The sequence below is a fragment of the Halobacillus litoralis genome, assembly GCF_009856415.1.
GTDB lineage: Bacteria > Bacillota > Bacilli > Bacillales > Halobacillaceae > Halobacillus > Halobacillus litoralis_C.
In genome coordinates, this window is record NZ_WMEZ01000001.1 from 774,976 (window position 1) to 797,395 (window position 22,420).

At 44.1% G+C, this 22,420-nt stretch carries 21 protein-coding genes; all 21 read right to left on the reverse strand.

Annotation, left to right across the window (positions count from 1 at the left end; translation table 11 throughout):
• Window positions 1-11 precede the first annotated feature (11 nt).
• A complete protein-coding gene (gene nusA, locus GLV98_RS04135; RefSeq protein WP_160912337.1) occupies window positions 12-1,121 on the reverse strand; it encodes a transcription termination factor NusA in 1,110 nt (369 codons plus the stop codon).
• Between the two features lie 14 nt (window positions 1,122-1,135).
• Complete coding sequence (rimP, locus tag GLV98_RS04140) at window positions 1,136-1,609, reverse strand: ribosome maturation factor RimP (RefSeq protein ID WP_146816390.1); 474 nt, start codon at window positions 1,607-1,609, stop codon at window positions 1,136-1,138.
• A gap of 341 nt (window positions 1,610-1,950) precedes the next feature.
• On the reverse strand, window positions 1,951-6,243 hold the full coding sequence (locus GLV98_RS04145) for a PolC-type DNA polymerase III (protein WP_160912340.1): 4,293 nt from the start codon (window positions 6,241-6,243) through the stop codon (window positions 1,951-1,953).
• Window positions 6,244-6,334: 91 nt separating this feature from the next.
• Window positions 6,335-8,038 (reverse strand): proline--tRNA ligase, encoded by a 1,704-nt coding sequence (locus GLV98_RS04150; protein ID WP_160912342.1) that lies wholly within the window; start codon window positions 8,036-8,038, stop codon window positions 6,335-6,337.
• Window positions 8,039-8,183: 145 nt separating this feature from the next.
• Window positions 8,184-9,440, reverse strand: coding sequence for an RIP metalloprotease RseP (gene rseP / locus GLV98_RS04155; protein WP_160912344.1), 1,257 nt, complete (start codon window positions 9,438-9,440; stop codon window positions 8,184-8,186).
• Between the two features lie 105 nt (window positions 9,441-9,545).
• Window positions 9,546-10,691 (reverse strand): 1-deoxy-D-xylulose-5-phosphate reductoisomerase, encoded by a 1,146-nt coding sequence (dxr, locus tag GLV98_RS04160; protein WP_160912346.1) that lies wholly within the window; start codon window positions 10,689-10,691, stop codon window positions 9,546-9,548.
• A 20-nt stretch (window positions 10,692-10,711) separates the two neighbouring features.
• Entirely contained in the window at window positions 10,712-11,509 is a 798-nt protein-coding gene (locus GLV98_RS04165) for a phosphatidate cytidylyltransferase (protein WP_160912348.1), read from the reverse strand.
• Window positions 11,510-11,525: 16 nt separating this feature from the next.
• Window positions 11,526-12,293: an isoprenyl transferase gene (locus GLV98_RS04170; RefSeq protein WP_160912350.1), complete on the reverse strand. Its 768-nt coding sequence runs from the start codon at window positions 12,291-12,293 to the stop codon at window positions 11,526-11,528.
• A gap of 318 nt (window positions 12,294-12,611) precedes the next feature.
• Complete coding sequence (gene frr, locus GLV98_RS04175; RefSeq protein ID WP_089652385.1) at window positions 12,612-13,169, reverse strand: ribosome recycling factor; 558 nt, start codon at window positions 13,167-13,169, stop codon at window positions 12,612-12,614.
• 2 nt (window positions 13,170-13,171) lie between these two features.
• On the reverse strand, window positions 13,172-13,894 hold the full coding sequence (gene pyrH, locus GLV98_RS04180) for a UMP kinase (protein ID WP_089652386.1): 723 nt from the start codon (window positions 13,892-13,894) through the stop codon (window positions 13,172-13,174).
• A gap of 116 nt (window positions 13,895-14,010) precedes the next feature.
• Entirely contained in the window at window positions 14,011-14,895 is an 885-nt protein-coding gene (gene tsf, locus GLV98_RS04185; RefSeq protein ID WP_089652387.1) for a translation elongation factor Ts, read from the reverse strand.
• 121 nt (window positions 14,896-15,016) lie between these two features.
• Complete coding sequence (rpsB, locus tag GLV98_RS04190) at window positions 15,017-15,754, reverse strand: 30S ribosomal protein S2 (protein WP_160912352.1); 738 nt, start codon at window positions 15,752-15,754, stop codon at window positions 15,017-15,019.
• 145 nt (window positions 15,755-15,899) lie between these two features.
• Complete coding sequence (locus GLV98_RS04195; RefSeq protein WP_160912354.1) at window positions 15,900-16,388, reverse strand: DUF2802 domain-containing protein; 489 nt, start codon at window positions 16,386-16,388, stop codon at window positions 15,900-15,902.
• 37 nt (window positions 16,389-16,425) lie between these two features.
• Window positions 16,426-16,626: a hypothetical protein gene (locus GLV98_RS04200; protein ID WP_160912356.1), complete on the reverse strand. Its 201-nt coding sequence runs from the start codon at window positions 16,624-16,626 to the stop codon at window positions 16,426-16,428.
• 12 nt (window positions 16,627-16,638) lie between these two features.
• Window positions 16,639-17,415 carry a FliA/WhiG family RNA polymerase sigma factor gene (locus GLV98_RS04205; RefSeq protein WP_160912359.1) on the reverse strand — a complete coding sequence of 259 codons (777 nt, stop codon included), beginning with the start codon at window positions 17,413-17,415 and terminating at the stop codon, window positions 16,639-16,641.
• 44 nt (window positions 17,416-17,459) lie between these two features.
• A complete protein-coding gene (locus tag GLV98_RS04210; RefSeq protein WP_160912361.1) occupies window positions 17,460-17,753 on the reverse strand; it encodes a hypothetical protein in 294 nt (97 codons plus the stop codon).
• The gene (locus GLV98_RS04215; protein ID WP_160912363.1) at window positions 17,750-18,247 is read right to left on the reverse strand and encodes a chemotaxis protein CheD; all 498 of its coding nucleotides are present in this window, start codon (window positions 18,245-18,247) and stop codon (window positions 17,750-17,752) included. The genes GLV98_RS04210 and GLV98_RS04215 overlap by 4 nt, the downstream gene beginning before the upstream one ends.
• Complete coding sequence (locus tag GLV98_RS04220) at window positions 18,240-18,884, reverse strand: chemotaxis protein CheC (protein WP_160912365.1); 645 nt, start codon at window positions 18,882-18,884, stop codon at window positions 18,240-18,242. The genes GLV98_RS04215 and GLV98_RS04220 overlap by 8 nt, the downstream gene beginning before the upstream one ends.
• The gene (locus GLV98_RS04225) at window positions 18,877-19,344 is read right to left on the reverse strand and encodes a chemotaxis protein CheW (RefSeq protein WP_160912367.1); all 468 of its coding nucleotides are present in this window, start codon (window positions 19,342-19,344) and stop codon (window positions 18,877-18,879) included. Before GLV98_RS04225 ends, GLV98_RS04220 begins: the two co-directional genes overlap by 8 nt.
• Before the next feature lie 18 nt (window positions 19,345-19,362).
• Window positions 19,363-21,363, reverse strand: coding sequence for a chemotaxis protein CheA (locus GLV98_RS04230; protein WP_160912369.1), 2,001 nt, complete (start codon window positions 21,361-21,363; stop codon window positions 19,363-19,365).
• 14 nt (window positions 21,364-21,377) lie between these two features.
• A complete protein-coding gene (locus GLV98_RS04235) occupies window positions 21,378-22,418 on the reverse strand; it encodes a protein-glutamate methylesterase/protein-glutamine glutaminase (protein ID WP_160912371.1) in 1,041 nt (346 codons plus the stop codon).
• Window positions 22,419-22,420 lie beyond the last annotated feature (2 nt).

The following is a 22,420-nucleotide window of genomic DNA, read 5'->3' on the forward strand; positions in this document are numbered from 1 at the left end:
CTTCCCCCTCCTTAATCTTCAGACAGTTCTTCGTCAAAAACGTCTTCATCTTCCATATCGGCTTCTTCTGTAGATAGAAGACCTTGTTCACGTGCTTCACTTTCACTCTTAATATCGATCTTCCATCCTGTCAATTTAGCCGCAAGACGAGCGTTTTGACCACGTTTACCAATGGCCAGTGATAGTTGGTAATCAGGAACGATCACCGTTGTCGCCTTATCTTCTTCATCTACAAGGACTTCTACGACCTTAGAAGGGCTCAAGGCATTCGACACATATTCAACAGGGTCTTCAGACCATTGAACGATATCGATTTTTTCACCCTTCAGTTCGTTGACGATGGCCTGCACACGCTGACCTCTTTGACCTACACAAGAGCCGACTGGATCGATCTCTTGATCTTCAGCATAAACGGAAATCTTTGAACGGTCCCCTGCTTCACGGGCTACAGACATGACTTCGACAGTACCGTCATAAATTTCAGGTACTTCCATCTCAAACAAGCGCTTCAAGAGCCCCGGGTGTGTACGGGAAACATAAATGTGTGGACCTTTGTTGCTGTTCTCTACCTTCGTCACAAATACTTTGAGACGGTCATGCACTTCATAGGTTTCCGTCGGCATTTGCTCCCCTTCTGGAAGACGAGCTTCAATTTTACCTAGATTCACATAGACGAAGCGGGGATCTTTCCTTTGGATGATTCCTGTCATGACATCCTCTTCACGATCGACATACTCACCGTAAATGATGCCTCGCTCTGCTTCACGGACACGCTGCGTAACAACTTGCTTAGCCGCTTGGGCTGCGATACGGCCGAAGTCCATAGGTGTCACTTCCACCTCGATGACATCTTCAATCTCATAGTTCGGATCGATGTCATTCGCTTCTTCTAAAGAAATCTCCTGCTGCGGATCCATGACTTCTTCAACAATTTCTTTTCGCGCAAGGACTTTCATGGCACTTTCTTCTTCATTAATATCCACGCGTACGTTCGTTGCGGAATTGAAGTTTTTCTTATAAGCAGAAATCAATGCTGCTTCAAGAGCTTCCAATAAAAGATTTTTGTCGATGCCTTTTTCCTTCTCTAAATAATTCATGGCATCAAATAGTTCACTACTCAACAGTTTTCTCCCCCTTAATTAAACGTAACAGCTAAATTCGCTTTCGCTATTTTTTGATATGGTACTTCCAGTTGTTTCTTACGTGTCTTAATACGAATTTCAACGGTTGCTACGGAATTTTCAAAGGACTTCAGTGTCCCTTCAAACTCCTTTTCCCCATCAATCGGTTCATATAGTTTCATGTACACATATTCACCGACGAACTTTTCAAAGTCTGCTTCTGTCTTTAAAGGACGTTCCGCTCCAGGTGATGCAACTTCCAGAAAGTACGGAATTTCAATAGGATCTTCTTCATCTAATTTTTCACTCAATTGTTCAGACACTTGTCCGCATTCTTCTATGTCCACACCGCCTTCTTTATCAATGAAGACGCGAAGGTACCAGTTCTGACCTTCTTTCTTGTACTCAATATCCACAAGTTCAAGGTTCATATCCTCAAGGATCGGCTGGACAAGACGTTCTGTAACGGATGTAACATGATTGCTCATGCTCTTCCCTCCTTCGAACACAATATAATGGTTAGTACTTATTATTATGGGATGTATTCGCTTATTTCATTAAGTAACAGGGTTTTGAATTACAAGTACCATGAGAAACCGCTATGACATAGATCATAGCGGTTCGTCTCGCGGGTACTAAAACCCCTCATGCATCGAAGTTTCTCCACAAGCAAGAGGCTAGAATATGACGAAAGAGTGGGTTGCCCCACTCTTTCGTCGTTCGTATCACTCTTCTCACCATAAAAAATATATCATAGATGCGTTTTCTATGCAACAAAGGAAGAAATCAACAGCTTTTCCTACACCCTACTCTGAGTAGTGCTGGGAAATTAGAAAAGAGACAGTTGGTTTTCATCTGGCATTCCTTCTAAGCATCCGAAGTTATCCAGGTACTCGAGAACGGTTTTGGAAATACGGCTTCGCTCCCTCAAGTCCTGCTTAGATAGGAATTCGCCTTCTTTTCTTGCATTGACGATGTTGATGGCTGCGTTCGTGCCTAAGCCATCGACCGCATTAAACGGTGGAATAAGCTCATTGCCTTCTACAAGAAAGTCCGTAGCACTGGAGCGGTACAGGTCTACGTTTTTAAACCCATATCCTCTTTCACACATTTCAAGGGAAAGCTCCAGCACGGTCATTAAACTCTTTTCCTTCGGAGTAGCATCAAAGCCTTTTTCCTGAATCTCTTTCATACGCTTACGGATGGCTTCGGAGCCTTTCATCATTGTTTCCAATTCGAAATCGCTCGCCCTGACGGTGAAATAAGCCGCATAGAAATAAATCGGATAGTGGACTTTGAAATACGCAATTCTTACAGCCATCAATACATAGGCCGCTGCGTGTGCTTTCGGGAACATGTACTTGATTTTCTTACAAGAATCAATGTACCAGTCCGGTACGCCGTGTTTTTTCATTTCTTCGATCCACTCATCTTGAAGTCCTCGGCCCTTACGAACGAATTCCATGATCTTAAAGGCAAGGGAAGGATCGAGACCTTTATGCATGAGGTACACCATGATATCGTCACGACACCCGATTACCTCGGGTAGTGTACATATGCCGTCATTAATCAGCTGTTCGGCATTTCCAAGCCATACGTCCGTTCCGTGTGAGAGGCCGGAAATGATGACGAGTTCTGCAAATGTCTTCGGCTTCGTATCTTCAAGCATCTGCCGAACAAACCTTGTACCAAACTCCGGTACCCCGAGAGTCCCGGTTTTACACATAATCTGATCCGCCGTCACTCCGAGTGCTTCGGGACCGCTGAAAATCTTCATTACTTCAGGGTCATCGACAGGGATTTCCTTCTGATTGATCCCACTGAGGTCCTGCAGCATACGAATGACGGTCGGGTCATCGTGTCCAAGTATATCCAGTTTTAAAAGGTTGTCGTGAATGGAGTGGAAATCGAAGTGCGTCGTCTTCCACTCTGATTTCGTATCATCCGCTGGAAACTGGATCGGTGAGAAATCATAGATCTCCATATCATCAGGTACTACGATAATTCCGCCAGGGTGCTGTCCGCTTGTCCTTTTTACACCAGTACATCCGTGAACGAGACGGTCAATTTCAGCATTTTTATATAGCAGCTGATGATCTCCCGCGTATCCTTTTACATACCCGTACGCAGTCTTTTCAGCAATCGTACCAATCGTTCCGGCACGGAATACACTATCTTCCCCGAACAATTCTTTCGTATAGTTGTGCGCATGTGGCTGATACTCTCCAGAGAAGTTCAAGTCGATATCCGGAACTTTATCCCCTTTAAAACCGAGGAACGTTTCAAATGGAATGTCCTGACCGTCTTTCGTTAGAGAGGTACCACATTCCGGACAGTCTTTTTCCTCAAGGTCAAATCCGCTTCCGACCGATCCGTCTGTAAAGAATTCATTATATTGACATGATGGACACACGTAATGCGGTGGCAGAGGGTTCACTTCTGTAATGTCTGTCATCGTGGCAACGAAGGACGATCCGACAGAACCACGTGAACCAACGAGATAACCATCTTCCAGAGACTTGGTTACAAGTTTCTGTGAAATAAGATAGATAACCGCGAATCCGTTTCCGATGATACTGTCGAGTTCTTTTTCCAAACGCTTGACGATCAAGTCAGGAATAGGCTCTCCGTAAATGCTCCGTGCTTTGTTGTAGGACATTTCACGGATCTCCTGGTCCGCCCCTTCGATGTTGGGCGTGTATAAATCATCCTTCACCGGAGAAACTTCACCGATCTGTTCAGAAATTTTATGGGTGTTCGTTACGACTAACTCTGTGGCTTTGTCTTTTCCTAAGAAACCAAGCTCATCAATCATTTCATTCGTCGTTTTAAAGTGAACCTCCGGCAATGTCTGCCTGTTCAGCGGGTTCCCGTTTTGGGATGAAATAAGAATTTGACGGTACTGCTTTTCATGAGGCTCTACGTAGTGAGTGTTTCCTGTAGCCACCACTGTTTTTCCCATTCGCTCCGCCATAGCGACAAGCCTTTTCAAAATATCGAGAATTTGCGCTTCGGTCTGAACTAGATCTTTTTCCACTAAGTGATAATAGTTCCCTGGCGGCTGAATTTCGATGTAATCATAGAATTCAGCCACTTTCTCTGCCTCTTCCTCAGATTTCTGCATCATCGTTTCAAAAACTTCGCCTTTATCACAGCCAGAACCGACAAGGATTCCCTCACGGTTCTTCGCGAGAAGGGAGCGTGGGACGCGGGGCACACGATAGAAGTAATTGACATGCGCTTCTGATACGAGACGATAGATGTTTTTTAGTCCCGTGCTGTTAGTGGCAAGCAATGTACAATGGGAAGGTCGTGAACGTTGATACGCTTTCCCCTCACCCATATAATCGTTCAGGTTTTTATGGTTCGTAATCTCTTTTTCCATGGCTCGTTTCACGAGTTTCCATAGTAAATAACCTGTTGCTTCGGCATCATAAATCGCCCGGTGGTGCTGGGTCAACTCAATATCGAATTTCTTACAAAGCGTATTTAAACGGTGGTTTTTTAATTCCGGAACGAGAAAACGAGCGAGCTCTAACGTGTCAATCACTGGATTCGTAGACTTCTCCAGTCCGATTTTCTGATAACCGGCATTCAAAAACCCCATATCGAAACTGGCGTTGTGAGCGACAAGGATGTCTTCTCCCGTCCATTCATGGAAGTCCTTGAGTACCTGTTCAATTTCCGGGGCATCCTTGACCATGTCATCCGTGATTCCCGTAAGGTCAATCGTTGTCTGAGACAAAGCTTGATGCGGGTTGGCGAAAGATTCAAATCGATCGATGATTTCTCCACCCTGTATTTTGACGGCAGCTAGTTCTATGATCTTATCGTAAACCGCGGATAGTCCTGTAGTCTCGACGTCAAAAACGACGTACACGGCATCCTCAAGGTCCCGGTCCTGTTCCTCATACGCAATCGGGACTCCGTCATCTACTAAGTTCGCTTCCACCCCATAAATGATTTTCACACCATTTTTCTGACCTGCAGCATGAGCATCCGGATAAGCTTGAACGACCGCATGGTCTGTAATGGCAATCGCTTCGTGTCCCCAATCTGCTGCTTGCTTGATCAGACGGGAGGGGGAAACAGGTGCATCCATCGCACTCATGGTGGTATGGGCGTGCAATTCGATCCTCTTCTCCCCATCAGGTGCTTTATCTTCTCGTAATTTCGGTTTCACTTCATTGATATCGTTGGCCATCATCGTCAATTCGTTCGTGAAATTATCTGTTTGGATGCCACCACGCGCTTTGATCCACATGCCTTCTTTCACATGCTTAAACAGTTCCGCATGATCGTCACCGCGTGAGAACATTTTGATGGAAAAGGAATCCGTATAATCCGTCACTTTCAAAAGTAATAAATGACGTCCGGAGCGAAGTTCTTTGATTTCGACATCGAAAATATAGCCCTGGACAGCAATCTTCTTTTCTTCCTCCTGGATTTCCTCCATCGGGATGATGTCATCTTGAATTTTGTAACCAATTTCAAGCGGCCCTTTTGGTTTGGAGTCGTCTTTATCTTTGGATCTTTCCTCTTGTTCTTTCACTGCTTGCTGAACAAGGATTTTATCCTCTTTCTGACGTTCTTCCTGGAAACGTTTGATTTCTTCCTTCTCTTCTTTCACTCGTGTAGAAAGCATAAAAGATGGAAGACCACATTTGAGGCAAAAGCTTTTCAATGGTTCTTCTAATTTTTTTTGAATGGCATGGCTTTCAGCTAAGTTCCTGCAAGTTAACATCACCTTATTTCCATTCACTTCAGGTTGCTGCTCCATCAGTAAGTCTTTATAGCTGGGCGTTAGGTTCGTTAATGTTTTGATGAAACTTTGCCAGTACTCCATGACGTCATTCGCTGATAGTTCTTTTTCTGTTGTTTCAATCGTCCATGAGACGTCTGCAATAGAACGGAAAGTCGCTACAAGTTTACTCGTAAATAAATCATAGACAGAAGGAGGCAGTGGTTTCGGCATTAGAAAATGGAAATGCCATAATTTTTGTTCGCGGTAAACCACCAGCTTCTGCATACTGCTGTCTTCAAAGTGAGGCTCTATTAGATCATGCGGGAACTGAATCTGCTCCAGCAAATAGTGCATTTTTTCTTTGTTGCTCACACTCAAACGGAATTCCTCCTCTTTCCTAACCCAACACCTGACATGGAAAAACCCTTGCTCTTTCCTTTAGCAAGGGTATAGTTTTCCATAAAAGATATTAGGCTTTGTACCAGTTCTTAATATATTCTAAGACTTCACTAGTTTCTAATTCATTCTGATCGCCCGTTGCACGTTCCTTCACTTCCACAACGCCTTCCCCGGCACGCTTTCCTACCGTGATCCTTACGGGTACACCGAAAAGGTCGCTGTCGGCAAATTTTACGCCGGCACGTTCTTTACGATCATCATATAAGACTTCGATCCCTGCATCAAGCAGTGTGTCATATAATTGATCTGCCAATTCTTTCTGTTCCTCTTTTTTAGGATTCAATGAAAGCAGATGGACTTGATATGGGGCGATATTCTTCGGCCACGTAATCCCTCTTTCATCATGGTATTGTTCTACAATCGCTGCAAGCGTACGGGATACGCCGATACCGTAGGATCCCATGATCATTGTCTTTGCTTTTCCTTGATCATTAAGGAAAGTCGCATTCATACGCTCGGAATAAAATTCACCCAGCTTGAAGACATGTCCCACTTCAATGCCTCGGGCAAACTTGATGATCCCCTCTCCATCCGGTGATGGATCTCCTTCTTCGATAAACCGTAAATCGGCATAAGACTTGACCTCAAAGTCTCTCTCAGGTGTTGCATTCTTAAAGTGGTAGCCTTCTTCATTAGCTCCACATGATACGTTCACCAAGGCTTCTACCGCATGATCGGCGACAACTTCCACTTCTTCAGGTACTCCAATTGGTCCAAGAGAACCAAACCCTGAACCTAGCAGACGCTTCGTATCTTCCTCTGAAGCCAGTTCAACCATATCTGCATCATAAAGGTTCTTAAGCTTAACATCGTTCACTTCATGATCTCCGCGGGTAAGGGCTAGAACAAATTGTTCATCGACTTGGAAAAGGATTGACTTGATGCCCTCTTGTAAATCGTGTCCCAGGAATTCGGCAACATCCTTCATTGTCTTTTGGCCTGGTGTTTCGACTTTCTCCAACGTTTGAGGAGTCGCTGAGGACTTTTCATACGTAGCGACGACCGGAGCCATTTCAATGTTCGCAGCATAACGAGAAGTATCGGAATAGGCAATGACATCTTCGCCCACTTCAGATAAAACCATGAACTCATGGGTATCTTTCCCGCCCATGGCTCCAGAGTCTGCGATGACGGCACGGAAGTTCAAGCCGCAGCGTCTAAATACATTCGAGTAGGCTTCGAACATCTTGTTATAGGTTTCATCAAGGCTTTCATAGGATTCATTGAAAGAATAAGCATCTTTCATTAAAAACTCTCTTCCGCGTAAAAGACCGAAGCGAGGACGGGCTTCATCACGGAATTTGTTTTGAATTTGGAAAACCGTCAAAGGAAGTTGTTTATAACTTTTCACTTCATGGCGTACGAGGCTTGTGATGACTTCCTCGTGGGTCGCTCCGAGGGCGAACTCACGATTGTGGCGGTCATTCAAACGCATCAGTTCAGAACCAAACGTCGTCCAACGCCCTGTTTCTTTCCAAAGTTCTGACGGCTCAAGAGCAGGCATCGACATTTCGTGAGCACCGATTTTCTCCATCTCTTCCCGAACGATATTTTCAACTTTGCTCAACACGCGGCGGCCGATCGGCAGGAAGCTATAGATGCCGGATGCAATCTGGCGTATGTAACCCGCACGAACGAGGAGCTGGTGGCTCTTAATTTCAGCATCGGCAGGATTTTCTTTCAGGGTAGGGATTAACATATGACTTTGTCTCATAACATGCACCTCAGTTCTATTTAATCAAAGTTTATAAAAGGAGGAAATCGCTAGTCTCAAAGATTCCACTTCTTTTTGACGTTAATAAAAAGAAGCCAGAAGCCTAGGAATCACCGATCACCTCAGGACTTCCAGCTATAATTAATCACAAGAATAAACGTTGGATATCGTTCCAAGTGACGACGAGCATCAATAACATAAGTAATGCAAACCCGATGAAATGAACGATTCCTTCTTTTTGAGGATCGATCGGTTTTCCTCTGAGGCCTTCAAGCCCTACGAATAAGAGACGTCCTCCATCTAAAGCCGGGAGTGGAAGCAAGTTTACTATGCCCAGGTTGATACTTAAGATGGATGTCCACATGACGAAATTCGTAAATCCGGTGCGGACGACCTGGTCTGTCGCATCATAAATTCCAACAGGTCCTGAAAGCATATCTAATGAAAATTGTCCTGTCACTAATTTACCTAGATTCGTTAAAATCAATGCGGACCACTCATAAGTCTGAGTAAATCCAAACGTCAATTTTCTCGCAAAAGACTCTTCAAAAGCTCGGGTGACACCTATTTGGCCGATGGTTACATCTCTGTTCTCTATGGCTGCAGGTGTGACATCGAATTGTTGAGTCGCCCCTTCACGATTTACCGTCAATGTTACCTCTTCATCCGGGTGGGCATAAATAATCGTCGTGAACTCTTCCCACGTATTGACGGATTCACCATCAACGGCAACAACTTCATCACCAGCCTGCAGGCCCGCCTGTGAGGCTGGGGAGTTCTCTTGGATTTCTCCAAGTTTCGCTTCGTTCGCAGGAACCCCTTGGATAAAACCAAGAATCATGAACAAAACAATAGCCAAGACGAAGTTCATCATTGGTCCTGCGAAAAGCTGCATCGCACGTTGCGGAACAGATTTTGATGCGAATTGACGGTTGTAAGGAGCAATTTGTGTTTCTTTTTCATCCATGACGAACATCGCTTTCGGGTCAACTTCAAAGAAGAGTTTTTCATCTTCATCGATTTCATAACCTTCAATGACAAGGCGATGATCTAAATCCGCGCGTTCGACTTCAATGACACGCGCATGCGGATGCTTGTCTTTATTGTTTACAATGATTTTATTTACTTTTCCTGCTTCATTGAATTCAAGCCCGATATGGTGGCCCGCTTTCAATTCTACGATTTCGGGATCTTCACCTGCAACTCGAACATAGCCCCCAATGGGAAGAAGACGGATGGTATAAAGAGTTTCATTCCGAGTGAATGCAAAAATCTTAGGTCCAAATCCTATCGCAAATTCCCTTGCCAGCATTCCCGACCGTTTGGCAAATATGAGATGCCCCCACTCATGTACGAACACCAAAAGTCCGAACATAAGAATAAATGCAACCACTGTAGTCAAATGAAGCACCTTCCTTTTTTAGCTCTAATCGTCCTATAGGATGTATAGCGGAAGTGAACCATCATCGTTAGACGGTCTTATAAACTTCTCCAACAACCAGAGCTCTTAATTTATTTGGAAACGAACTCTTTCCCTCGTTTCCTTATCAATAGAAATTATGGTAGACAAGTCAGGGTTATGAATCCTGTCATGCTTTTCTAATGCTTGTTCGATGTATTTCTCAATATCAAGAAAAGAAATTTTACCTTCAAGGAACTGTTGGACAGCTTCTTCGTTTGCCGCATTCAAGACAGTCGGCATGGAGCCGCCTGCTTTCCCTGCTTCAAATGCCATTCTCAAACAAGGAAATCGATCCATGTCCATCTTTTGAAAATTCAAAGTGGCGATCTCTTCCAAATTCAAGTTTTTAGTAATCGGAAGTTCTTTCCGTTCAGGGAAAGTCAATGCGTATTGAATGGGCACTTTCATATCCGGTGTTCCCAGCTGAGCAATGACATTACGGTCCACATATTCCACCATAGAATGGATAACACTTTCTCTATGAAGAATAACATGGATCTGGTCATAAGGTACATCGAAAAGCCAATGGGCCTCGATTACTTCTAGCCCTTTATTCATCATCGAGGCAGAATCGATCGTGATTTTCGCTCCCATCTTCCAATTCGGATGATTCAATGCGTCATCGACCGTTACTCCGACAAGCTCTTCCCTTGTTTGGTCCCGGAAGCTACCACCAGAAGCGGTAATGATGAGCTTATTAATGTCTTTCCTCTGTTCACCGTTCAGAGCTTGGAAAATAGCCGAATGCTCACTGTCAACAGGGAGCAGGTCGACATTATGTTTTTTAGCTTCTTCCATGACTAGATGACCTGCCGTCACAAGCGTTTCCTTATTCGCAATCGCGATTTGCTTTTTCGATTGAATCGCTTTTAAAGTAGCCGGTAAGCCAATACTCCCCATGACTGCATTCACGACCACATCTACAGGTTCGGCTACACTCGCCTCAATTAAACCCTCTCCACCACAAAGAATCTGTGGGTGGGCCATTTCTTTTTCAAGCTTTCTCTTCGTTTCTTCATCTTGAACGACGATCAAGGAAGGTTTGAATTCTTGGATCAGAGGAAGAGCTTTTTCGACGTTTCTACCAAACCCCATGGCATATAAAGAAAATTGATCTGGGTGCAAACGAAGGACATCAAGGGTTTGAATCCCAATCGAACCCGTTGCCCCAAGTAAGGATACTTGCTTCATTGTTCCATGGCCCCTCTCTCCTATGAAATAAAGTTAATCAAATGCAGGATCGGTAAAATGAAGATCAGACTGTCAAACCGATCCAATACACCTCCGTGCCCGGGCAAGATTTTCCCGGAATCTTTGACCGCATAGTGTCGCTTAAATGCAGATTCCACAAGGTCCCCGATCTGCCCTGCAATCGATACAAGTACAGTTACGAGTAAAACGATGATCATCGAATGCTCAAGAGGATGGACCAACTGGAAAATCACTGCAACTATACAGGCGAGGATGATTCCTCCGACAGATCCCTCAATCGTTTTCTTCGGGCTGATTTGCGGCCAAAGCTTATGTTTGCCTAAAGCACGACCGAACAGGTAGGCGCCTGTGTCTGTTGCCCAAACGACAAATAATGCAAAGAAGATATATTCCAGCCCTTCTTCTCGTGTCTCGATCAGATAATTGAATCCCATTCCAATATAGATGGCTGATAATAAAAGAAATCCAGCATCATCAAAAGTGAAACGGTTTTTGACGAGCACCGTGTAACTCAACAGTACAAGTACCGCAAGTAATGTAATCTCGGATTTTGTAATGATATCCCCTGAAGTGATGGATTCATCGAACACCTCATACGGAAACATAAGGGCCCACATAAGAAGCAGGCCAAGTCCAGAGGCTACCGAATAACGGGCAATTTTTTTCATACGCACCAATTCAAGTAGGGCGATGCTTGCAATAATATACACAAATGCCTTAAAAGGCCATCCTCCCAACATGACGATCGGAAGGAAGATGAGTGCTGCAACGATGGCTGTAATTGTTCTTTGTTTCATAAGTCTTTTTCACACCTTATACTCCGCCGAAACGACGTTTACGATTTTGGAAGTCATAAAGAGCTTTTTCAAAATGACTTTCATCAAAGTCCGGCCAATATACTTCTGTAAACCAGAATTCAGCATAGGCCAGCTGCCATAATAAGAAGTTTGACAACCTTTGTTCTCCACTCGTCCGGATAAGCAGATCAGGTTCAATCAACTCTGACGTGTACAATTCCTGAGAGAACATGGATTCATCAATATCTGAAATATCCACTTCTCCTTCTTGTACTCTAGAAGCAATTTGCTTGACTGCATGCACCATCTCAAAACGGCTTCCATAGTTTAGCGCAAAATTGAGGATCAGCCCATCATTGTCCTTCGTTTTTTCCATCGCTTCTTTGACAGCCTTTTGGGTATGCGCAGGCAACACGTCAAAATCGCCGATGGTCCGGACTTGGACATTTCGCTCGATCAGTTCAGGCAAATATGTACTTAGAAAATCGACAGGAAGCTTCATTAGGAAGTCTACCTCATTTTTCGGGCGTTTCCAATTTTCCGTAGAAAAAGCATAAAGGGTAAGAACCTTCACACCCACATCCGAAGCATATCGAACGATTCTCTTCACAACGCCCATGCCTTCTTTATGACCGGCAATCCGAGGCATTCCTCTGTTCTTCGCCCATCGTCCATTTCCGTCCATGATGATCGCCACATGTTTTGGGATATGGTTTTCTTCAAGGCCTAATGGCTCGGTGCGGGGCTGCTTTTTATCTTTTTTGAATGGAAACTTGATAGGCATGTTCAATCCTCCAGTCCAATTGTTCCATCTATTTATTATATACTAAATCTAATAATAATGCCGAAATCCTCTAAAGGAGGTATACGAAACATAGGCTCAAGGTGCCGCACGGGTTAGTGAGCGCATAATGAAAAGGCCTCTAAGAAGGATAGCTTTTCTTTCCGCTATGGAACGAGTGGCTTGGCACCCAAGCCGAGTGTCACCTCATAGGCTATTCGTCCTTCGATCGAAGGTAAATCCCTGAACTAAAATAAAAACCGCGCTGCCAAACATCTACAGCGCGGCTTGATACACCTTAAGGCATATAGAATTGGAGAATCAAACTTCCATGATTTCCTCTTCTTTTGTTTTTGCAAGTTGATCGATTTTCTCAACGTGCTGATCTGTGACCTTTTGAACGTCATCCTGGTAAGAACGAAGATCATCTTCCGTAAGCTCTCCATCTTTTTCAAGCTTCTTCAGACGGTCGTTGGAATCACGACGGATGTTACGGATTTGTACTTTCGCTTCCTCAGAATACTTTCCGACAACTTTGGCGAGGTCCTTACGACGTTCTTCTGTCAGTGCAGGAATGTTGATTCGTACAACATTACCGTCACTAGAAGGAGACAAGCCTAGGTCCGCTTTCTGGATCGCTTTTTCAATTTCTGCAATTGCACTCTTATCATAAGGTGTAATGACAAGTAAGCGTGGTTCAGGTGCAGAGACTTGTGCTAGTTGATTAAGTGGAGTCGCCGCTCCATAGTAATCCACATACACGTTATCAAGGATTGAAGGATTCGCACGACCTGCACGGACCGTTGCAAGCTGACGAGAAAAAGCTTGTGTGGCTTGTTCCATTTGTTGTTTCGTTTCATTAATTACTGCATCAGACATGATTATTTCCCCCTCACAATTGTTCCAATATTTTCGCCCATTACGGCTTTCTTGATGTTTCCGTCTTCTGTTATTGAGAATACCAATAAATCGATATCGTTGTCCATACATAATGATGAAGCTGTAGAATCCATGACCCCAAGACCTTCGTTCAAAACGTCCATGTAAGAGAGCTGATCGTACTTCACAGCATCTTCATTGGTTTTAGGATCATCTGTATAAACACCGTCTACATTGTTCTTCGCCATTAAGATTACATCCGCTTCCACTTCTGCAGCTCTTAGAGCAGCTGTCGTGTCAGTAGAGAAGTATGGGTTCCCTGTTCCAGCCGCAAAAATGACGACGCGTTTCTTCTCCAGATGACGAATCGCTTTTCTGCGGATGTAAGGTTCCGCTACTTGTCTCATTTCAATGGAAGTTTGGACACGGGTCGGAATCCCTAAGTTTTCCAGACTATCCTGAAGGGCAAGTGAGTTCATAACCGTTGCCAGCATTCCCATATAATCAGCGTTTGCACGATCCATTCCCATCTCGGCTCCTACCTTACCGCGCCAGATGTTTCCACCTCCGACGACGACAGCGACTTCCACACCGAGTTCAGCCACTTCTTTGACCTGACGGGAGACTGATTTAATGATGCTGGGTTCTAGTCCAAACCCTGCTTCTCCACTTAAAGCCTCTCCACTTAGTTTTAATACGATACGACGATAGCGAGCAGTAGTCATAGTTACCTCCCGTGTTTTAACTGTATTCCTCTACATTTTCTTGCACATCGATCTGCAATTATGTAGCGTGTTTGAAAATAGGGAACACCGGAAGTGTCCCCTATTCTTCATGTTCATTATTTTTTAACTTGGTTCATAACTTCATCCGCAAAGTTTTCTTCGCGTTTTTCCATACCTTCACCAACTTCGAAGCGATCGAAACCAGTGATTTGTCCACCAGTAGAGGCTACGAATTGTTTTACTTTCTGGTCTGGATCTTTAACGAAGCTTTGATCAAGCAGGCAGATTTCTTCGAAGAACTTGTTCAAACGGCCTTCGACCATTTTCTCAACGATGTTTTCAGGCTTGCCTTCGTTCATCGCTTGAGTTTTAAGCATTTCACGTTCTTTATCTGCTTCTTCTTGTGGGATTTCGTCACGGGAAACGTAACGAGGGTTTACAGCGGCTACGTGCATGGCAACGTCTTTCGCTGCAGACTCATCTGTGGAGCCTTCAAGGACAGTCAACACACCGATGTTTCCACCCATGTGAAGGTAAGCACCGAATGCATCGTTATCTGTCTTTTCTTTAATGACGAAACGACGAAGGGAAATCTTCTCACCGATTTTCGCTACGCGTTCTGTGATATAGCTGCTAAGTACTTCACCATCACCGTGAAGCTTCTGCTCTAGTGCTTCTTCAACTGTTGCAGGCTTCTGAGAAAGCAAGTGCTGACCAAGGTCTTTAAGCAAGTCTTTGAATTGGTCGTTCTTCGTAACGAAGTCTGTTTCACAGTTCACTTCGAAAAGTACAGCCGTGTTCCCGGAAATTTCGATTGCAGCAGAACCTTCTGCAGCAATACGGTCAGCTTTCTTAGCTGCCTTGGAAATTCCTTTCTCACGTAACCATTCCATTGCTTTGTCCATGTCACCATCAGTTTCAGTGAGTGCTTTCTTACAGTCCATCATTCCAGCACCCGTTTTTTCACGAAGTTCTTTTACCATTTTAGCGTTTACAGCCATTGTAAAGCCTCCTTATTAGTTGCATATAAGTATAGCTCTTGCGTTTTGGGACGCTTGAGCTGTTTCGGATTCTTTAAAAAAGGTGATAAAGGTATACCCCCTTATCACCTTTTGACCCTTCTTACTCTTGAGCAGCTTCTACAGCAGCTTCAGTTTCTTCCGTTGTTTCTGTTTCTTCCCCTTGTTTCGCTTCAAGGACAGCGTCTGCCATCTTAGAAGTCAACAATTTAACGGCACGGATTGCATCATCGTTTGCAGGGATGACATAATCGATTTCGTCTGGGTCACAGTTAGTATCAACGATACCTACAACTGGAATATTCAATTTGTGAGCTTCAGCAATCGCGATGCGCTCTTTACGAGGATCAATGACGAACATTGCGTCCGGAAGGCTCTTCATTTCTTTAATACCGCCTAGGAATTTAACAAGACGATCTTTTTCTTTAAGCATATCGACCGTTTCTTTTTTAGGAAGTACATCGAACGTACCGTCTTCTTCCATGCGCTCAATGTCTTTAAGACGGTTGATACGCTTGCGGATCGTTTCAAAGTTTGTCAGGGTACCACCCAACCAACGTTGGTTGATGTAATACATGCCACAACGAGTCGCCTCGTCACGAACTGTATCCTGAGCTTGTTTTTTAGTACCTACGAAAAGAACGTTACCGCCGTCAGCAGCGACCTCTTTTACATAGTTGTATGCTTCATCAACTTTCTTGACCGTTTTTTGTAGGTCGATGATGTAGATCCCGTTACGCTCCGTGAAGATGTATTTTTTCATCTTTGGATTCCAGCGACGGGTTTGGTGTCCAAAGTGAACACCAGCTTCAAGTAGCTGTTTCATAGAAATTACAGACATGATAGTTCCTCCTGTTTGGTTTTTTTAGTATCCTCCGCCCTTTTCATCTTCTCTAGTGAACTCTATTAAAGAGCAACCTCACATGAGAATCCAAAGGCGTGCGTATTGACACCGTCAGTAAATATATCATAACACACGGGGGCATTCAAGTTTTTTTCATAGGTTTTTGATGAAATTTGAAGAGTAATTCGATTTCCGTCTTCCCTTTATTCAGTGTTCTCGCAATTTCCTCAACACTATACCCCTTTTCCTTCAATTCGAACACCTGTGAATGAAAGGATGGCTGGTAGCTTTCCTTTTCATTCAGGTCAGGCGGGGTGTAGCTGGAGGAAGTATCTTTGTTTGCAGTAATATCCTCTTCGGGCTGGCTGTCTCCTTCTTCCTTTTTCCTTCCCATTAGAGAATATTCAAAGTCTGTGTGACCACTATTCTTTAATACGAGGCTTTCCATTCGTTTATTTTCTTCTTTGATTTCCATTAAATATGAGGTAAAAAGATCCTCGATTTCTGATGCCACTTGTTTTTGTCTCAATTCAAGTTCTTCGGTCTTGCGTACCTTTTTCATCATGATAAACAGTGCAAAGAGCAAAACACCGTCAATGATAAAGCTGAAAATCAATAAAAACACTGTCATTTCTATCCACACCATTCATTTCTGATCCTATTTTCATTCATTCCCCATAGCTTTCACTACGGCGGACTATAATTTCCCCCGCTTTATGAAGTCCATGGGAACTTGGATCTGCATCTCGACCCTTTTTGCTTAACCCTTTTTTTAAGTCTTCTATCCGAATCTCCGTTTCTGATGGGATGAATAAAACAGCTTCCATTTTATCCGGAGAAATGGATATTTTTGCTTCCTTCTGCTTCATACCCTGTCCTCCCTAAACGGTTACCAATTCCTTTAAAGCACTTTTCAGCTTATAAATTGCTTTCGCATGGATTTGGGAGATCCGGGAGGTTGTCAGTTCTAATACCTGACCGATCTCTGTTAATGTGAGCTCTTCATGATAGAAAAGACTGATCACGAGTTGTTCCTTTTCGTTTAATTGCTCAATCTCTCTCGCTAACTCTTCATAATTTTCCTGTTTGATCACCGATTCCGACGGAGTGAATGTTTGATCATCCGGAATCGAATATCCGATCCCTTCTTTATGGTCCTCACTTCCATCACTCGGTTTTTCTTCCATAGAGAGCACATTTGCGAAAAGAGAATCCTTGACTGTCTCTTCTACTTCCTCTCGCGATATGTTCAGAGCCTCAGCAATTTCACTGGAAGTCACCGGGCGTTGCCGCTCCTGCTCCAGCTTTTCTGTCACCTGTTCAATTTTTTTGGATCGGTCTCTCACTGACCTCGGAAGCCAGTCTTCTTTTCGTAAACCATCCATGATCGATCCTCGGATACGGAAGGAAGCATACGTATCAAATTTCAGATCTCTCGTGCGATCAAATTTTTTCAGTGCATCATAAAGCCCTAACATACCTAAACTTCTCACATCATCTTTGCTTACGCTCTTGGGTAAATGAGCGGAGATCCGCTGGACATGGTAGCTTACTAAATAGTCGTACTGCTGTACCAATTGATTTGCGGCCTCTCCATCCTGCTCTTGTGTCCATAGATTCCACCACTGTTGTTCTTGAGGAGATAAACAGCTGGCCATTCCAATCCTCCCCGTCCTTTAGTTGGTTATTATTACTAAGCTATTTACGAGTCTTCATTCAACAATTCTCGCACCATTTTCGATGTTTCTTTTGCATCCATTTCCGCGAATGATGCGGATGGTGCCGAGTCATGATTGTCTTCCAATGTATCACTTTGCGCTGTGACGAAACTCCAAAAAGATCGAAACACGTAAGAGAGTACAAAGAAACTAAAAAAGGCTATGGTTCCCCTGTAGATCGCTGTATCAAAAGTTGTCACTTGAGCGCTGATCGAAGATACGAATAGAAAAGCAAACACAGCCGCACATAAATTCCACAGAAGTGTTCCTTTCATCAAATCACACTTTCTCCTTGATTTACTTTCCTAATATGCAGGTCTGTCGTTTCAGGATTGAATTCGATCGTCCGCCCGCTCTTCCCGCCGACATCTTCAGCCAAAATCGGGATACGGAAAGTTTGAAGGTTCCCTTTTACCGCCTCCACATTTCTCGGCCCGATGCGCATCATGTCATGTGATGAAGTGAATGGAAACATTTGTGCCCCGCCTGCTATTTTCGCTTTTAAACGATAGGAAGATGCTCCAGCATCTGTGAGGGCCGCGATCAGATCTTCGATGGCTGTATCTGCGTACTTTGCTCTTTTCAGCCCTTGCTTTTTCGCAAGAGCAGACGCAGGAAGCATAATATGAGCCATACCCGCCATTTTTTTCAATTCATCATAAAGGACGATTCCGACACAGGACCCAAGCCCAGAAGTACGGATGGAATTCGGAGAGCGAACCATTCCCATATCTCCGATACCAATTCTCACAATCTGGCCTTCCTTAATCATCCGCACGCACTCCTAAGGAAGAAAAAATTTTCTGATAGGAGGGGGGATCTGGAAAAAGGAAGAAATGACCTTCCAAGAAATCATTCCCCCCTCCTTCTCCATCCGTTAGAGAAGTCTTAATGACAATGGCTGCATCACTCACTTGTGAGAGTTCAATCAATCCCATGCTTAAAATAGCTCCCACCATGTCTTGAGAGACCGATGGAACCGTTGATTGAAGATCCAATTCTGTGAAATCACTAAGTGCAGTAAGGTATGTACCGGATAGAATATTCCCTAATTCCTGCAGAGCGGACAAGGCCATTTCAGCATCATCCCTAAAACCTTCAGAAGCGTTGGTCATGCGTTCAACAAATTGATGCGCTTGGGAGGGAGCCATAATAAAGAACATAGTCCCTGGAGCATCCCCTTCCATTCTTTGAAAAATGCTAACCACTTCTTTATCTGCTCCACCAGCAAGATCCATCACCTGATCAAAATCCACCACTTCTACGCCCGGGACATGCATCTCTATTTTCTTATGGAGCAATTTTGATAGAGATGTCGCTGCATGACCTGAGCCTATATTGCCGATTTCTTTCAAGACGTCCAAGTGAACTGGACCAAACCCTTCCGTGAAATTCTTTGGATTAGACATAAAGCTCATTCAACTCATGAACGTCATCTTTGGCAAGAACTTTGTCTAAATTCAACAAAATAAACAGACGCTGATCCATTTTGGATACCCCTTGGATATAATCCACTTCAACCGTACCCACCACTTCTGGCGGGGGTTCAATGTTCTCTTCCTCAAGGTCCAGAACATCGTTTGCCGCATCCACGATCAGCCCGACATTCATTTCATGGATTTTCACTGTAATAATCCTTGTGGCATCGGTATCGTTTACATCTTCGATCCCAAACCTCTCTCTCAAGTCGATGACTGGTGTGACGACACCCCTTAAGTTCAGAACCCCTTTCACGAATGGTTGTGTACCTGGAACGCGGGTGACCGGCATCATCCGCTCGATCGAACCTACGAGATCTACCGGTACGGTGTATTCTTCATCATTGATTTGAAATACGATCACTTTCAGTTTTTTGTTATCTTCTGCCACTTCCTGTTTCCTCCTTCGTTACTTGATTAAAGCATTGCTATCGAGGATCAATGCCACTTGTCCATCCCCCAGAATGGTCGCTCCTGAAATAGCGAATGCGCCAGATAAATAATCACCAAGAGACTTTAAGACCACCTCTTGCTGCCCAATGAATGAATTGACGACGAGAGCGGCCATCTTTTCTCCTTTTCTTACGATTACTACAGAGTGGTAATCCTCTTCTTCCAATTCTTCTGGTACATTTAAAACATCTTTCAAAAAGACGAGAGGAACGACTTTCCCACGGAAGTCGATGACTTTTTTGTTGTGGGCGTGCATGATCTCTTCTTTTTTCACGATGGCTGTTTCTATAATTGATGATAGAGGAACCGCGTATTTTTCTTTCTGTACTTCCACAAGCATGACGGAAATGATCGAAAGGGTGAGCGGTAATTGTATGGAAAATACACTCCCCTCATCAGGCACCGAATCAACAGATATGTTACCGCCAAGAGACTCGATCGTGCTTTTTACGACATCAAGCCCTACCCCTCTGCCTGACACATCAGAAATCGTATCAGCTGTGGAAAAACCGCTTTCCATGATCAGATCGTACACTTGAGAGTCAGTCATTGTCGCTGCCTGATCTTCTGTGACCACTTGATTGCTTACCGCTTTTTGTACAACTTTGTCACGCGCTATGCCGCCCCCATCATCAGAGATTTCAATGAAAACATGATTTCCACTATGGTAGGCTTTCAGTTCTAGTTTTCCTGTGGCAGACTTGCCTTTGGCCTCTCTTTCAACTGGACCCTCGATACCATGATCGATTGCGTTACGGATCAGGTGGACAAGTGGGTCACCGATTTCGTCGATGACGGTACGGTCCAATTCTGTTTCTGCCCCGACAACACTCAAATCAATCTTCTTATTCAGATCTTTAGAGAGTTGGCGGACCATTCTAGGAAATCGATTGAACACTTGTTCGACAGGTACCATACGCATGTTCAGGATAATGCTTTGCAAATCTCCGGAAATCCTTGTCATTCGTTCGACCGTTTCACGCAGTTCGGTATGTTTCAAGTCATCCGATATTTGTTCAAGACGGCCACGGTCAATCACAAGCTCCTCAAACAAGTTCATCAGAGCATCCAATCGATCAATATTGATGCGGATCGTTTTGTTCCCTACCTGCTTTCCATCTTTCTCTTCTCTTTGGATAGATGACTTTTCTTGTGCAGCCTTGTCTAGCTGAGGAGGCTTCGCTTCTTCTTTCATTTCTTCAGAAACTTGATAGGCGGTGACACGAACATTTTCAATTTCGGATACTTTCTTAATTTGACTCCCTATGTCTTCTGCTGAATCTTCTGTCACTAATAACACGTGAAAGGTTGTTTCGAATTCTTCGTTTTCCAATTCTTCTACAGAAGGGGAAGACTTGATGACATCTCCTGCTTGTTCCAAGATTTCAAAAACCATATAGACGCGCGCGGCTTTCAAAAGACAGTCTTCTCTTAATGTCACTTCAATCTGGTAATTGCTTTTTCCTAGTTCACTAGATTGTTCCAAGGCTGCTTTTGTAAATTCATCTACTGAAAGCGTCGGGACGTTTTCCGCCTTTTGTGGTGCGACAGCCACCGAAGCGACGGCTGCAGGACCACCACCTGTCTCAATGTTTCTTAAAAGATCCACGACCCTCTCGACATTTCTTTCACCAGAGCCGCCTCCTGCAATGTCGATGACCATTGCTTCCAAATCATCCACAGAGTCAAAGACGACATCCAAGATACCTTCGTCTACGGTCACTTTCTCATTCCGCACAGCATCCAGCACATTTTCCATTTTGTGTGTCAAATTAGAAAGGTCTTGATATCCCATTGTTGCTGACATGCCTTTTAGTGTATGGGCAGACCTGAAGATTTCATTGACGATGGAAAGATCCTGAGGATTTTTTTCCAAATGTAATAGTTGATCGTTGATGGATTGTAAGTGCTCTTTACTTTCATCAATAAAAACTTCCAAGTACTGATTGGTTTCCATAGAACTACCTCCTTTTATTTTTGAAGAGATTCTACAATACTTCGACTGATTTCATATAATTTCCGGACATCATCGGCAAGACCTGACTTAATGATTGCCTTAGGCATTCCGTATACGACGCAGGTCCTTTCATCTTCTGCAATTGTGAAAACCGTTCTTCCTTGCTCCTTCATGGCGAGGATGCCTTCTAAACCATCTGCCCCCATCCCAGTCATAATGACAGAAGTGGTGGAGATCCCTTGTAATTTTGCAATGGAAGATAACATCACATTCACCGAAGGGCGATGGCCATGGAGGGGATTGGACTCATTTAATTGAATGAAGAGGCGGTGGTGACGCTTTACAACTTCCATGTGGTAGCCACCTGGTGCGATATAGGCAACACCATTATGTATTTCCTCCATATGTTCGGCTTCCTTCACTGAAATTTCAGACAGTCGATCCAGACGTGAAGCCAAGGATTTCGTAAATCCTTTCGGCATATGTTGAACGACTAAGATCGGAGCAGGAAGGCTGGCGGGGAGGGATGTCAAAACTTCCTGCAAAGCTCTGGGTCCTCCGGTGGAAGTGCCGATTGCAATCAACTGGCCCTCCTCTTTCATATCGTCAGGGACACAGACTTTTTCACTAGGTCTTTCAGATGGTAGATTCACTTTGGCTTCCCCCGCAATAAGAACCTTGCGGACGACGTCTTTGTCTACCTTTTCCATATCCAGGGAAATGGATCCAGAGGGCTTTTGTATAAAGTCCACTGCTCCAAGACTCATAGCTTTCATCGTGCTTGCCGCCCCCTCTTGTGTCAAACTGGAAACCATCACTACAGGGAGCGGAGAGCTTTTCATGATCTTCCTTAATGCCTCTAATCCGTCCATCACCGGCATTTCAATATCCATCGTTACGACATCAGGACGTAAGCTATCCAACTTATTCAGGCAATCTTTGCCGTTCCTAGCAGTACCGACAACATGAATGCGATAGTCTTTTTTTAAAATATCCGTCAGTACACGCCTCATGAACGCGGAATCATCGACGACTAATACCCTAATCTGCTTCATCT

Excerpts from the sequence above, each read along its gene's own strand:
- GLV98_RS04220 (WP_160912365.1), bottom strand. The coding sequence starts at position 18,884 with ATGTCTAATCCAAAGAATTTCACGGAAGGGTTTGGTCCAGTTCACTTG.
- GLV98_RS04150 (WP_160912342.1), bottom strand. The coding sequence starts at position 8,038 with ATGAGACAAAGTCATATGTTAATCCCTACCCTGAAAGAAAATCCTGCC.
- GLV98_RS04200 (WP_160912356.1), bottom strand. The coding sequence starts at position 16,626 with ATGAAGCAGAAGGAAGCAAAAATATCCATTTCTCCGGATAAAATGGAA.
- GLV98_RS04205 (WP_160912359.1), bottom strand. The coding sequence starts at position 17,415 with ATGGCCAGCTGTTTATCTCCTCAAGAACAACAGTGGTGGAATCTATGG.
- tsf (WP_089652387.1), bottom strand. The coding sequence starts at position 14,895 with ATGGCTGTAAACGCTAAAATGGTAAAAGAACTTCGTGAAAAAACGGGT.
- GLV98_RS04230 (WP_160912369.1), bottom strand. The coding sequence starts at position 21,363 with ATGGAAACCAATCAGTACTTGGAAGTTTTTATTGATGAAAGTAAAGAG.
- GLV98_RS04165 (WP_160912348.1), bottom strand. The coding sequence starts at position 11,509 with ATGAAACAAAGAACAATTACAGCCATCGTTGCAGCACTCATCTTCCTT.
- frr (WP_089652385.1), bottom strand. The coding sequence starts at position 13,169 with ATGTCTGATGCAGTAATTAATGAAACGAAACAACAAATGGAACAAGCC.
- dxr (WP_160912346.1), bottom strand. The coding sequence starts at position 10,691 with ATGAAGCAAGTATCCTTACTTGGGGCAACGGGTTCGATTGGGATTCAA.
- GLV98_RS04215 (WP_160912363.1), bottom strand. The coding sequence starts at position 18,247 with ATGATTAAGGAAGGCCAGATTGTGAGAATTGGTATCGGAGATATGGGA.
- GLV98_RS04170 (WP_160912350.1), bottom strand. The coding sequence starts at position 12,293 with ATGCCTATCAAGTTTCCATTCAAAAAAGATAAAAAGCAGCCCCGCACC.
- pyrH (WP_089652386.1), bottom strand. The coding sequence starts at position 13,894 with ATGACTACTGCTCGCTATCGTCGTATCGTATTAAAACTAAGTGGAGAG.
- rimP (WP_146816390.1), bottom strand. The coding sequence starts at position 1,609 with ATGAGCAATCATGTTACATCCGTTACAGAACGTCTTGTCCAGCCGATC.
- rpsB (WP_160912352.1), bottom strand. The coding sequence starts at position 15,754 with ATGTCTGTAATTTCTATGAAACAGCTACTTGAAGCTGGTGTTCACTTT.
- GLV98_RS04195 (WP_160912354.1), bottom strand. The coding sequence starts at position 16,388 with ATGACAGTGTTTTTATTGATTTTCAGCTTTATCATTGACGGTGTTTTG.
- GLV98_RS04235 (WP_160912371.1), bottom strand. The coding sequence starts at position 22,418 with ATGAAGCAGATTAGGGTATTAGTCGTCGATGATTCCGCGTTCATGAGG.